This window comes from Enhygromyxa salina (genome assembly GCF_000737335.2).
Lineage (GTDB): Bacteria > Myxococcota_A > Polyangia > Nannocystales > Nannocystaceae > Plesiocystis > Plesiocystis salina_C.
The window spans coordinates 22597-35718 of sequence record NZ_JMCC02000041.1; the positions used below are offsets into that span (position 1 = coordinate 22597).

Consider the following 13122-nt stretch of genomic DNA (forward strand, 5'->3'; position numbering starts at 1 on the left):
CCCACCATGATCATCGACGCCTGGATTCAGCACCCAACCCCCGCGTTCATGCGGGACCCAATGTTTGCCTCGTTGCTGCGCTGGATGGGCGTGAAGACGGTCCCCGATGAGATCCCGATCGAGTTCACGATCGCCGCGCTCGATGCCGCGAAGGTCGATCGTGCCCTCGTCAGCGCGTGGTACGGCCCCACCGGTCCTCTGCTCAGCAACGACGAGGTCGCCGCGATCACCCGCGCGCACCCCGAGCGGTTCGTGGGCGTGGGATCGGTGGATCTACGCCGCCCGATCGCCGCCGTGGACGAGGTCCGGCGCTGCGTGGAGGAGCTCGGGTTCAAGGCGATCCGCCTGCTGCCGTGGCTGTGGGAGCTGGCCCCCGACAATCGCCTGTACTACCCGATCTACGCGGCCTGCGTCGCCCATGGCGTGCCGTTTTGCACGCAGGTTGGCCACACCGGGCCCATGCGGGGATCCGAGTATGGCCGGCCGATCCCGCACATTGACAATGTCGCGCTCGACTTTCCGGAGCTGACGATCGTGGGCGGTCACGTTGGGTATCCGTGGACCGACGAGATGATCGCGCTTGCGACCAAATACCCGAACGTGTTCATTGATACGAGCGCCTACAAGCCGTCGCGGTTGCCCGCGCAGTTTGTTGAATACATGCGCAAGCACGGCCGCAAGAAGGTGCTGTTTGGCTCGAATTGGCCGATGATCGCGCCCGCGCAGTGTGTCGCGCAGATCGATGACCTCGGCCTCGACGATGAGGCGCGCGCGCTGTACTTGCACGGCAACGCCCAGCGGGTGTTTGGGCTGAGTTAGCGATGGACCCTCTCGCGGCGGCGACCAAGGCGCTCAGCGGTGATCCTGATCCTGTTGCCGCCCTCGATTACTTGATCCTGGCGTGGCGACAGCACCACCGCTGGCCCGCGCTCGCCGAGCTGGTCGAGGCGCTCAGCGCCAAGCTCACGGCCTCGCTCACCCCGATTGACCCCAGCTTGGGCGACGCCGACTACCACGCCGCGTGGATGGCCAAGGCCACCGGCGCGGCCAGCTTCGAGCTGGAGTTGCTGCTGCCCGGGATGTTTCGGGGCCGCTTGGCAAGCGCATCAAGGCCCGGTTCGAGCTGCTCTCGCGCTTCGCCGACGACCCGCGCTTGCACACCGCGTTTGGGCGGATGATCACCGAGCCCCCGGTGATGGCGGCCTCGAACTTTGGGATCTGGTCGCGGATGTTCATCATGCTCAAGGCCGCGCCAGATGTTCGGCTGCGGCCCGTGCTCGAGCGGCGGCTCGAGCGGCTGGGTGGCGGCTCGCAGTTTTGGCCGATGCTCAACGGTCGCTGCCTCGCGCTGTTGAAGCGGCTGCCCGAGCGCCTGCCTGCGCCCAGTGACGACCAGCGCCAGCAGATCGCCGCGCTGCGTGATTGTATTACCGAGCTCGCCGCGCCCACGACCGGGGTCGCGCCGCGGGCTGGCGACGCCCGCCAGGACGCGCTCACGGCCGAGCTGCTTGCCCGTGTCTACGCCGAGCCAGACGTGATCGAGCACCGCATGGTCTGGGCCGACGCGCTGATCTCTGCTGGTGATCCCCGCGGCGAGTTCGTGCAATTGCAGCTCGCGCGCGACGTCGCCGATCCACCCAGCAAGCGCGAGCGGCAGCTGCTGGATCAGCACGGCCTCACCTGGCTCGGCCCATTGGCCGCCGTGATCGAGCGCAAGACGGTCCGCTACGAGCACGGCTTTGTCTGCCGCGCGGAGGTCTTGTTCGACTCCGAGACCGAGCGGGCCGCGATCAGTGATCCCGCGTGGGCGACCGTGCGCGAGCTCGACTGTGATGACGTCGAGCTGCTGACGCACCCCAACCTGCGAGCGCTGCGGCGCGCGGGTGGGTTTGGGTTCGCGCAGCTGCGCCAGCTCTGCGACCACGACGGCGCGCCGTCTGGCCTGCGCTCGCTTGGCCCGATCTTTGTGGATCAGCTGCCGCCCTTCGAGATCGATCACTTGCGCGCCGCTCGGGCCCCGTGGCTCGCGAACGTGAGCGAGGTGTGGCTGCACCTCGATGACCACGGCCTCTCGCGCCACCCCAACGCGTACACGTGGTTGTTCGAGACCCCGCTTGGCCAGCGCCTGACCTGCTTTCGGCTGTCGGGGTTTCCATTGAACCGTGACCACGAGAGCCACGCTGACGCGACCGTGTGGCTGCAGGCGATGCGCTCGTGGCCGCAGCTCGAGCGCGTGCGACTCGACGTGTTTAGCGTCTCGCTGGAATTCGTCCGCGAAGGCGCGCGCACCAAGCTGCGCGTGCGCAGTGAAGATGGCCGCAAGCCGAGCGACTACCGAATTGCCGACGTGTGCGCGCTGCTTGGTGAGATCGGCGCGCAGTTTGATGCGATCGAGTTCGTCAGCCACGCCCCCGATCCGCTGGCACGCGAGACGCTGACGAACTTGGCAAAGGCCGCGGGCTTTGGCGAATATGACCATGTCCACGCGCCCGACCTCGACCCTGGCGTTGGGTATGCCAATTGGCGTATGCGACGCGGTCTCGTTGTACGTCAGCAGCGCTCCGCCAGGCGTTTGGTGCGAAGTCGCAAGCAGGCCAACGCTCCCGTGCCGCGCCGCGTGCAGACCCGGGCGATCTATCAGCCGGTTGAGTCCACGCCGTGGTTCGGCTTTCGAGACGGGATTGACGGCGCGCGACTGCGTGAGGGCAAGTGGATCGAATACTCGATCGACGGGCGCGAGCTGTGGGTGCTTGGCGACTGCGTGACCGGGTTGTCGGCGGGGGATCTGCAGCCGCGCTGGCGGCTGGCGGAGCAGCGCGGCGCCTACGTGACCAGCGTGGCGCTGGATCGAGCGCGGGCGCGGCTGTGGATCGGCTCTGGCAATGGGCTGACGGTGTTGTGGGATCTCGAGTCCCGCCACACGCTCGCGCGGGCCCGCTTTCATCGCTCGGTTGTCTCGGCTGTGGCGACGGTGCCCGGGCGCGACCTGCTGATCAGCGGTGATCACGACGGCAAGCTGCACGCGTGGGCCTACACGCCCAGCGACGACGGGCAGGCTGCGGTCATGATCCCGCGCGCGAGCGCTTCCTTGGAGCACGGCGCGACGGCGATCGACGTGGATCCTGGCGGTGACACCCTGGCGCTCAGGGGCCGGTCTGGGCAGATCTCGCTGCGCGCGGTTGACGAGCTTGGGCGCTGCCGGGTGATCGGGGACGTTGGCCATGGGAGCGCCGTGCTGCGCTGGGCGCCCGAGGGTGATCACCTCGTCGCCGCGGGGGCCGACGGGGGGCTGGTGATCTGGGATGCCGATGGGACTGAGCTCACTCGGGTGGGGCTGCACGCGGGGATGATCCGCTCGCTGTGCTGGACACCCGATGGGCGCGCGCTGGTCACCGCGGGTGACTGCGTGCGGGTGAGCGACCGCGAGACGGGGGCTGAGCTGCTGCGGATCGACCCTGGACCGGCGCGGATCAGCGGGCTGGCCGTGTCGCCGGATGGGCAGGTGCTGGCCGTGAGCGCGTTCGGGCGCGTGAGCTGCTGGTCGCTGGCGGATGGGCGGGCGCTTGGGGGGTTTTCGGGTGCGTGAGGGGCGGATCGCGGAGCGACGCGGGGGTCTTGACGGTCGGCGAGAGCCGGGCTATGCACCCGCTCCCGGCTCGCACGTGTGTGGGGCGGGGATCCCGGGGGCATAGCTCAGTTGGGAGAGCATCGCACTGGCAGTGCGAAGGTCAAGGGTTCGAGTCCCTTTGCCTCCATCGAAGACGGGCAGCTGGAAGTTTCTGGCTGCCTGTTTTCAATTTGGAGGAGTGGGCGATGGCTCGACTTCGAGCGCCACCTAGTCGTTCGGTTCGCGAGCACTCGCGGATCCCCAGGGGCCTCGGCTTCAGGAGCGACACCGAGCTCAAGCTTGAGATGTGCCAGAGCTTCTCGTTTGCCGTCCGGCTACAGGCCTCCTTCTGTGCTGATGCAGAAGTGGTCGCTGCCTCTACGCTCACTTGCGACTCCCGGGGTCCCCTCGCGTGCACGTGAGGGGGGCGTTGCCACGGGCCTGGGAAGGTCGAAACAATCGAAAACCGCTGAGTTGAAGCTCTGGTGGCGACAGCCTTCGAAGCGGACGCTTGACTGGACCAGGCGGCGCGCGGACACTTATCCAGTGAGCAACCGACTCATCCTCACCATTGTTTCGGGATTCGCTCTCGGACTCGTTACCCCCGCCCTGCAGGGCTGTATCGAGCCGAACCCAGACCACTGCGTCAACAACGACGGCGACAACTACTGCGCCCAGCAGCACCCAGACTGGGAGAACGCCTACTGCTCGGACAACACGTGCGTCGACGAGATAACCAACGACGGCTGCCAGCAGGAGATCCCCCTCGGCTGTTGGTACTGCGACGGAAAGGCACACCCGCATGATGAGGAACCGGAGTGCAGCGACATGGCTGAGGGTGATGGCGATGGCGATGGCGATGGCGATGGCGATGGCGATGGCGATGGCGATGGCGATGGCCCTTGCGTGGTTGACGAGGACTGCACGAACTTGGTCGCGCCTTTCTGTGACGCCGACACTGGCAGTTGCGTCAACTGCGAGGGCACCGCAGACGGCGACACCGCTTGCGCAGGACTAGATCCAAACACTCCGGTCTGCGAGGCGGGAGTCTGCGCGCAGTGTGCGAGCGGGAAGGAAGACGCGTGCGCGGATACAACGCCAGTTTGCGACGTAGACGCGAACGAATGCGTCGGGTGCAACACACACGACCAATGCCCCGCGAGCGCCTGTAACTTCACGGGTGGAAACTGCTTCGACCCGGCCAGCCTGGTACATGTGGACGGCGACGCCAACTGTGGTCCTGGCAATGGCAGCGAGATGAATCCCTACTGCTCAATTGCGGCGGCACTCGCTGCGTCTGGAGCAGAGGCGATGATCGTGCTTCACGAAATAGGCGGTCAACTCGACTATGGCGAAACTGTCTCAGTGTCGAAGCCAATCGCAATCTTCAATGCGCCCGGTGAACTACCACGTATTGGGGGAACGGGGCCAACTTCAACCATCACCGTAAACCCCAGTGGTGTCCTCGTTCTCTCGGGCGTGCAGGTGCAGTCAGGTCAGGACACCGGAGTCACTGTTTCCGGAGGGAGTGCATATCTGGATCGATGCCGCATCGTTAGCAACGCGGGAGGGAACATCGCCGTCGATTCCGGTGGGACGCTCTCGCTCAAGAACAGTTTCGTCGGAGGCCAGTCCAGCAACCCGGCGCTGTCGGTGGCCGACGGTACGGTTGACGTCGTTTATTCGACTCTTGGCCTCGCCCCCGCGGTCGCCACCCCGGCGCTACAATGCGGGGGTAGCGGGGCAGGCACCGTCCGCAATAGCATCATCCTGACCTCGAACGGCGCGGAGGTTGCCTGTGCCGGAATTTCAATCGAGACAAGCGCCCTCAGCGGCGTGATGGGCGAGAATATTGCACTGGGCCCCTTCAACATCAACTGGTTCTCGAACTACGTCACCGGCGACCTCCACTTGTCGGGCGACCATCCGCCTGCGATTCAAACTGCCGCCCTGTGGGCGGTCGGCGATCCTGCCATGGACATCGACAATAACGGCGACGTACGCCCCAACGTGCCCGCGACTCCCGACGTCGCTGGCGCCGACGTGCCCTAAAAGTTGGACAAGCTGGCGGCTGTCCAGCTCAGCTCCTAATTCCTCGGGGCTCAGCGATGGTGTTGGCATCCGCCGATCGTCGGCGGACGCGGGGCCTAGGCCATGAATAAGCGCTGCAAGACAGCAAAAGGATGGAATTCACCTGAGGAGCCCAGCGTACGAGGGGTAGCAACACCTTCCGCGAACGCGACGAGGAACTCTTCAGGTGAACCGAATCCTACTCCAAGAACTACGAGCTGAGAAGGTCGACCGCTCCCTCAGGCAAGCCAGGGGTGGCATGGCGCCGCGTGACGCCGGACCCTAGCTCGATGCTGGCCGAGTTCGCTACGAGCTGTCGGGTCGAGTCCGGGCGCTCTCGTTCGGTGGCATCGGTGCGATCCACAACCTGGTCCGCTCGCTCGGGCTTGCTGAGGCGATCGCACCAGGCGATCGATCGCGGCCGAGGTCGCCATCTTGTTCTTGAAGATCCGATCCCATTCGCTGCTGGGCGATCTCGGAAGGCACGGGGGTCGTCGAAGTCTACCGGGCGAAGGTCGTCGCGCGGCCTCGCGCTCGCTCCGAACGGCTCATCGGCACGTACGTCGATGCGCAGCGACTCCTCGATGACCTGCGCGCGAACCCAGGGATCGACACTGCCCTTGGGATCCCTGCAGGACCAGTCTCTGGCCCGAGCGTGAGGCTCCCCGAAAACGAGTAGAATCACTTCGTGTCAGGTGCCGAGGTCGGCCAACAGATCGCGCTCCTGTTCCTCGGCTCGAACCCGCGGGACCGGCTCGAGCTCGACCTTACCCGGGAGTTCGACGGACTCGAGACCTAGCTCGAGTCAACCTACTTCGTCCCTCGCTCGCGCTGGGGTGTACCCTCGTCTTCCCAGACACCTTCGAGGACATGAAGAGCAAGATAATGAGCGGCGGTCACCGGGAGAAGCCACTCATCGACCTACCACCTCACATGTTCATGCTCTGCTCGCGATGGGAGCTCGCCCTCGATCGCCTCAACGACAACAACCCGACCCTGATGGCGCTGTTTGCGAGCATTTCCAGCGCATGGAAGGTACATCCTCCGGAGATGCTGAAGCTCTCACTCCTGACTCGAATCGCAGATGGACAACATCACCCGGCCATCCCGACCAGCAAAGTATGGGGGTCATGCCTCCACGTGCTACATTGTACCGTCCCGCGTTATTTGCGAGATATCGTCCCGCGATCGCCACGAGGCTGCTCGGTCTCGGCACCACTCGGTGTGACACTCGGCCGGCCAAGTTGCAGCTCCTCACACGCATCGAGCATCACCCGTTCGTCGACGAAGCTCTGGTCTCGGTCGTGCGCGAGCATCAAGCTGGTCCGTAGCAGCCGGCTCGCCTGACGTGGCAGCCCATGACTGACCTTCAGCCCGTGCTCGAGCAGCTCCATGAAGTCCTCACGTCCGCGCGGCGGCATGACGTTGGTCGCTGCCACACGACTTGCGAGCGCGGCGTGCTGGCGCATGCCGATTCGAGCGGCGAGCGAGGGCAGGCCCACGAGCCACACTGTCAGCAGTTCCGGACGGTCGAAGTTGCGGTTGAGAAAGCCCGTGAGGTCCAGGAAGAGGCTGTCTGGCAGGTGCTGGGCCTCGTCGAGCACGAGAGTCGGGATCACACCCTCGACATCGACGAGGTGCTCGATCGTCGTCTTGAGCTGTCGCCACAATGCGTCGCGCTGCCGCGCTGGTTTCAGGCCGAGCGCTGCCGCGAGCTTGCGATAGACACCCGCGGGTGTGACCGAGCTGTCGCAGATATACACAATTCGGTACTCGGGCTCGGGCCGCTGATCGCGCAGATTACGTAGCGCCGCGGTCTTGCCCGAGCCGGCGTCGCCGGTCAGCAGGCCGAGGCCGGGGACGGTGGCGAGATACGTGAAAGTTCGGCGTAGTCGCTCGTAGTATGTTCGACGTCAATTAAAGTTTCCGGTCAGCGACATTTACTTTTGCCGGTGCGGGACCTGCTCACCTCGCCCACGGCGACCACGCGTGCGGGGTAGTTGTCGTTCGAGCTTGGTCGCAGCCCACTCATGATCATCAGTCCTTCTTCTTGCTCTTGGCCTTCTCGGTCCGGTAGCTCGGCACGTCGAGACGTAGGGCCTCGCTACCTGCACCGCCGGTCATCTGTGCGTCGACCCGACGCTTCATTCATCGATGGTAACCGTGTAGCCACGATTGCCAGGCAGAATAGTCAGCGAGAAAAAGACATTGTTCGTGCACTGAACGCGCAGCACTGGACCTCGCCCCTTGTCGCCCATCGCTCGGACCCCCTGCACTCCAGGGCATGAGTACCCAGCCGACTGGATCGCCGCCTTCGCAGTCTTTTTGGACTCAGGGTCATCGAGGTACCCCATCTCTTTTCTCTTTTTTTGCTCCTTGGCAACCCCTGCGGCTTCCTCCCTTTCCTTCTCGGCGGCCCTTTTGGAGGCCCGCTCCGCGCGCTCCTCCGGGGTCGGTGGATGAAGTATCGTGTCAACGACTGCGAAGCTGACTACGCCGACAATCGCAAGGGCGAATAAGACGACGGGGATGAAGGCGGCGATGTGGAGCGGGCCGAAGCCAGGCAGGTTGATCTGTCGCTTCGGCGATTGGCTCATCTTCAGACGGTCTCACTTGGCTCGTGAACTTGCAACTGGCAATTCATTGCCAGTGCGGTCGCCAGATGGTCGCGTGTGGTTTCCCATCCCACGATGCGCAACCGCGGCAGCTGAGTACCCGCCGGTCAGGGTTCAGCTCGACGTGCACGGCCGCCACGGTCGCATCACGGGGCTGACGGTTGGGCGAGGATGCGACGGAGCTTGCGAACATTTGATCAGGCCCGTGCGATCCTGAATCTCGCCGACCAGACGAATGTGCCCGGCCCAAAATGGGCCGGTTTTTGCTCACGAGAGATCGTTGGTGAACACGCACCGCTCGCTGTGTGACCGCTGCCGACCGTACATTCGTGGCTCCTCCTGGGTGGGCCGATCCTGGCCGCTTGGGTTCGTCACGGACGAGTTCGAGGTGTATCTACGTTGCGGAATTCTGGAGCACGGCGTTGTCTACTTCGCGTGTCGTCGCCGCAGGCAGTCTCAGATGGTGGAGTGAACTGGTGTCGACGAGGATCCGCGGCAACCCGAGCGCGAGCCGCTCATCCGCCGGCGCAGGACCGTGTTGCACGGCTTCTTCACATGTTGTGGATCAGGCAAAGTAACCAAGCCTGGATCGGATGCAGACGATGAGGGTGGCACCGATCATGACAGCGACGGCGACGAAGAGACGCTCCACGGGAACAGGGTAGTGGAGCGCAGCGGCTGAGTCACGGGGCGTCTCGGCCAGCGAGGTCGGCCATGGCCTCGGCCGCTCGCGGGCGTCTCAGATCGCCGGCCACTTCACGAGCGATGACCTCGAGGCGCAGTTTCCCGACGTCAGCGCCGGGCGCTCATCGGCGAGTTCGTCGACCGTATCATCGAAGCCGTCGAGTGACGTGTACGGTCAGCAGATCAGAGCTCATCCGCCAAGCCTACAGCCACGCGCAGCCCCTACCCCACGCGGCCCCTCACCCCTCCCCGCCCAACTTCCCGATCCGCAACGCCAGCAATTCCAACGCCCCCCGATCAGCCTCCCCAACCACCGCCCCCCGCTCCACCAACAACTCCGCAACCGCCACATGCCCCCCCAACAGCGCATGAGTCAGCGCAGTCTTCCCCTCGAACGATCGGTGCAAGTCCGCCCCCGCGTCCAACAGCGCGATGACGATGTTCAAATTCCCCCACTCCGCCGCATACTCGAGCACAGATCGCTCAACCTCGGTGTCCACATAATTAGGATCGCCCCCATACTCGAGCAGCCGCTCGACAACCGCCAGGTTCCCCCACGACGCGTGAAAGGTCAGCGGGGTCTCATGCTCGCTGGTCGTGCGGTTGGGGTCGGCCCCTGCCCGCAAGAACGCCTCAAATATGTGATCAGTAGCGATCGCATAAATCGGAGGATCCTGCCCCTCGTCGCCCCCATTAATATCCACCCCATGGTCGAGGAGCCGGCGAAGCATCGCCACGCCACGGACCAGGTTGAGCGCCTCGTGGGGATCCACAGCGCAGCCCGCCCGCAGGAGCGCGTCGACGATCGGAACACTGTCGGACTCAATCGCAGTCGCCCACGCCGGTCCCTCGTCCTCGTCGGCCGCGTTCGGATTCGCGCCGCGGCCAAGCAGCTCGCGGACAGCCTCCACGTCACCGCAGCGCACGGCCGCAAGTAACTTCTCGTCGTTCGTCACCACAGCCGCCCATCTGACCAACCGCTCGCATGCATCCCGGGACTTTACAGTTAGACAGCTCCGAATTGGGACGCTTTTTGTCACACGTAGAGACCGGAGCCCGCGAACCAGGCAAACATTCACCATAAGCTGATCATGCACGAAGGTTCGTTCGGCCGTACCTACGAGCAAGCCGGCGCGGTCGGGCCGCTCGCACTCACGGTCGCGGCCCCATTGACGCCGACTCGCCCCCCCAGTACCGTCCACCATGATCTTCAAGGTGAGAACTCTGAGCGTTTGCATCGCCGTCGCGCTCCTGAGCTTCCCCGTTCGTGCACAGGCAACACCACCGGCCACGAACCCAGCACCCGCAAGCGACCCGCCGGTTCAGAGCGGCCGGCCGCTCCCGCCGATGCCGGGTCAGTACGCGTCGCCAGACCCCCAGCCCCAGCCGGTCGCGCAGCCCCAGCCGGTCGCCCAGCCCCAGCCGGTCGCCCAGCCCGAGCCCGAGCCCGAGCCCCCTGCACCGGTCGCCCAGGCGCAACCCGACCACTCTGACTTCGCGCCCACCATCCCGTCGCGCAGCGTGGTCGCTGGCGATCCCCGAATGCGGATCACCGGTGGCATCCTGCTTGGTGCCGGCGTCACCTTTGCCGCCATCGCTGGGCTCACGTTCGCGGGCAAAGCCGGCCAGACGGAGATCGGCAGCCAGGGCCTGATCACCTTCGACCCCGTCGGCTACGGGCTCCAACCTCGGATCCCGCGTGTCGTGATGGGCTCGACCTTGACGGTGGCGGGCGCGTTCATGTCTGGGTTTGGCGCCAAGATCTTCGCTAGCAACGCGGGGGTCGCCAACGATCCAGTGACCACGCTCGCGCGACAGCGGCGGCTGCGAAGCAGCGGTGCCGTCCTCGTCGGCAGCGGCGGCGCGCTCGTGGTCAGCAGCTTCGTGCTGATCTTCTACGGCGCGGGCGAGTGGGCCAGCATTCCGGCGTACATCGGCGAGTTTCGGCCCGAGTACGCCCAGTCGGCCCACAACACGGCGGCATTTGTCAGCTACGGAGCCGGCTTGCTGGCTGTCGGCACGGGCGCGCTCGCTACGGGGCTCGGCCTGCTCGGCGGCAACAGCAAGGCGATCCGAGCGGGCATGATGGCCGACCGCAACGGCGGAGGCGTCAGCCTCTCGGGACAGTTTTAGGAGCAAGCATGACCAACACACGCTATCTCATGTTGTGCCTGAGCCTCGGCTCGCTCGTTGCTTGCGGACTCGACCCCAATGCCCCCGAAGAGCCCAACGCAAACACCTCATTAGGCTCGGGCGCACCCGAGAGCGGCGGCCCAACCGGTGACACCAACTCGGCCAACCCGGTCGCCGCCTGCGAGGCGCTCGAGGACACACTCGCCGCCTGCGTACCCTCGCTCGCTGGCACGCTGCAATGCTCGAGCTTCGGCGGCCACCCTTGTGACATCACGGCCTACTTCGACTGCCTCAACGATGCCTACGGGTCGTGCTCGGGCGGCACCTTCCCCGACCTCGACCCGCTGAGCCTGCAAGACTGCGCCGCACTAGCAGTCTGCGGGGTTCTTTAGGACCCCCACAGCCGCCTTCGCACTTCGCAGGCCTTCTAAGACCCCCACAGCCGCCTTCGCACCTCGCGGTCACTCGCTGCGCTCGCTCCCCACGGGCCGTTTGTTCGCAGGGGCATGATTGGCCCCCTCGAAGGGGGCTCTTGTCTGGGCATCTATCGCTGTTGGGGACCTCTCCACTCACGTGTCCGGCTGTGACCCACAACGACCTTGGGCTTCGGCGACTGCGGGCGTGGTCGCTGCGCTGATCGACGACATTTATTTTTTCCGGTCGTGTTGCCTCATCCAAAAATGTTACCCGAGGGTAATTGACGTCGAACGCTGCGCTCCTTCGCGTCAGGCTTCGCTAACCCCGAACGCGAGGATCCGCGCCCGCAGCTGCTCGGGTATGGCGACCGACTTCCCGTGCTCGGGGCTCCGCTCGTCGAGGTTCATGACAACACACACGCTGCGCCCGGTCGCCCGCCGCCCGTCCACCCCATGAACCTCATACCCAAACCCGATCGAGCTGCGCCCCAGCTTGGTCACCCGCTGGTGGATCTCGATCCGCTCCCCAAACCGGCTCGGCCGCTCGAAGTCCGCCTCGGTGTGCACGGCCGGGAACCCCAGCTTGCGAACCCGCACGAACTCGTCGTAGCCAAACCCAAGGTGGGCCGGAAACCAGGTCTCCATGGCTTGGTGAAAAAAGTCGAAGAAGCGCGGAAAGTAGACGATTCCCGCGGGGTCGCAGTCGCCGAAGCGGACCTCGATGGCGAGCTTGTGCACGCCGGGGCCAGTAGACGTGGTCACGATGCGGCAGTGTATGCTCGGCCCATGTCACTCGTCGAGTACGCCGCCGCCGAAGGGATTGCGACCCTCACCCTCAACAACGCGCCCGCCAACTGCTACTCGCGCGAGATGATGACCGAGCTCGACGCGGCGATCCTGACGGCCCGCTTCGACGCCAGCGTGCACGTCATCGTGATCCGGGGGGCCGGTGAGAAGTTCTTCTGCGCCGGGGCCGACATCGCCATGCTCGACGGCGCGGATCCCTACTTCAAGTACAATTTCTGCCTGCACGCCAACGAGACGCTGCTGCGGCTCGAGCACACGCCCAAGCTGGTGATCGCGGCGATCGATGGGCACTGCGTTGGCGGGGGCCTCGAGATCGCGCTGGCCTGCGATCTTCGCATCGCCCGCGCTGGCGCCGGGAAGGCCGGGCTGCCCGAGGTCAAGCTGGGGGTGCTGCCTGGCACCGGCGGCACCCAACGGCTGGTGCGCCTGGTCGGCAAGCCCAAGGCGATCGAGCTGATGGCCGTGGGTGACACCTTCGACCATGCCCGCGCGCTCGAGCTTGGGCTGTTCGACCACCTGTGGGAGGCCGCGTCGCACGATGACTTCCACGCCAAGGTCCGGGCCTGGTCGCAGCAGTTCGTGCCGCCCAACGCGGCGTCGCGGGCGGTCGGGCTGATCAAGCGGGCGTGCCAGACCGGCGCCGAGGTGGCGATCGCGGATGGCCTCGCGCTCGAGCGCGAGCTTCAGCAGCGCCTGTTCGAGAGCGAGGACGCCCGCGAGGGGCTCGCGGCCTACAACCAGCGGCGCAAGCCCGAGTTCACGGGGCGCTGACCGGCCGTGTCGTCTACGC

General features: G+C 65.5%; 11 protein-coding genes, 1 tRNA gene and 1 pseudogene. 9 read left to right on the forward strand and 4 right to left on the reverse strand.

Translation table 11 applies throughout. The features are described from left to right. The first annotated feature begins 6 nt into the window (after positions 1–6). The 6 genes and pseudogenes from DB30_RS16845 to DB30_RS43110 form a co-directional block, all read left to right on the forward strand. Positions 7–819 carry an amidohydrolase family protein gene (locus DB30_RS16845; RefSeq protein WP_052550096.1) on the forward strand — a complete coding sequence of 271 codons (813 nt, stop codon included), beginning with the start codon at positions 7–9 and terminating at the stop codon, positions 817–819. A gap of 2 nt (positions 820–821) precedes the next feature. Beyond that, entirely contained in the window at positions 822–1178 is a 357-nt protein-coding gene (locus tag DB30_RS16850; RefSeq protein ID WP_052550098.1) for a hypothetical protein, read from the forward strand. Then, positions 1154–3586, forward strand: a complete 2433-nt coding sequence (locus tag DB30_RS16855; protein ID WP_052550100.1) for a WD40 repeat domain-containing protein — start codon at positions 1154–1156, stop codon at positions 3584–3586. The genes DB30_RS16850 and DB30_RS16855 overlap by 25 nt, the downstream gene beginning before the upstream one ends. A gap of 96 nt (positions 3587–3682) precedes the next feature. After that, a tRNA-Ala gene (locus DB30_RS16860) sits at positions 3683–3755 on the forward strand. Positions 3756–4153: 398 nt separating this feature from the next. Next, the gene (locus DB30_RS16865; RefSeq protein ID WP_153258343.1) at positions 4154–5659 is read left to right on the forward strand and encodes a fimbrial protein; all 1506 of its coding nucleotides are present in this window, start codon (positions 4154–4156) and stop codon (positions 5657–5659) included. Between the two features lie 205 nt (positions 5660–5864). After that, a pseudogene (locus DB30_RS43110) lies at positions 5865–6077 on the forward strand (IS1380 family transposase); the annotation flags it as partial. A gap of 763 nt (positions 6078–6840) precedes the next feature. On the opposite strand, the gene DB30_RS16870 reads toward DB30_RS43110, so the two are convergent. From DB30_RS16870 to DB30_RS16880, 3 genes are all read right to left on the reverse strand, one after another. Further along, positions 6841–7524 carry an AAA family ATPase gene (locus DB30_RS16870; protein WP_146659283.1) on the reverse strand — a complete coding sequence of 228 codons (684 nt, stop codon included), beginning with the start codon at positions 7522–7524 and terminating at the stop codon, positions 6841–6843. A gap of 297 nt (positions 7525–7821) precedes the next feature. After that, positions 7822–8274 carry a hypothetical protein gene (locus DB30_RS16875; protein WP_052550108.1) on the reverse strand — a complete coding sequence of 151 codons (453 nt, stop codon included), beginning with the start codon at positions 8272–8274 and terminating at the stop codon, positions 7822–7824. A 941-nt stretch (positions 8275–9215) separates the two neighbouring features. Further along, complete coding sequence (locus DB30_RS16880) at positions 9216–10268, reverse strand: ankyrin repeat domain-containing protein (protein WP_153258345.1); 1053 nt, start codon at positions 10266–10268, stop codon at positions 9216–9218. Between the two features lie 55 nt (positions 10269–10323). Here DB30_RS16880 and DB30_RS16885 point away from each other — a divergent pair, with 55 nt between their 5' ends. Both DB30_RS16885 and DB30_RS16890 read left to right on the forward strand, forming a co-directional pair. Next, entirely contained in the window at positions 10324–11109 is a 786-nt protein-coding gene (locus DB30_RS16885; RefSeq protein WP_052550112.1) for a hypothetical protein, read from the forward strand. 8 nt (positions 11110–11117) lie between these two features. Continuing rightward, positions 11118–11501, forward strand: a complete 384-nt coding sequence (locus DB30_RS16890; protein ID WP_052550113.1) for a hypothetical protein — start codon at positions 11118–11120, stop codon at positions 11499–11501. 333 nt (positions 11502–11834) lie between these two features. Here the strand turns inward: DB30_RS16890 and DB30_RS16895 are convergent, their stop codons facing one another. Beyond that, positions 11835–12287, reverse strand: coding sequence for an acyl-CoA thioesterase (locus DB30_RS16895; RefSeq protein WP_165703811.1), 453 nt, complete (start codon positions 12285–12287; stop codon positions 11835–11837). 24 nt (positions 12288–12311) lie between these two features. Here DB30_RS16895 and DB30_RS16900 point away from each other — a divergent pair, with 24 nt between their 5' ends. Then, on the forward strand, positions 12312–13103 hold the full coding sequence (locus tag DB30_RS16900) for an enoyl-CoA hydratase/isomerase family protein (protein ID WP_052550117.1): 792 nt from the start codon (positions 12312–12314) through the stop codon (positions 13101–13103). Positions 13104–13122: the final 19 nt, after the last annotated feature.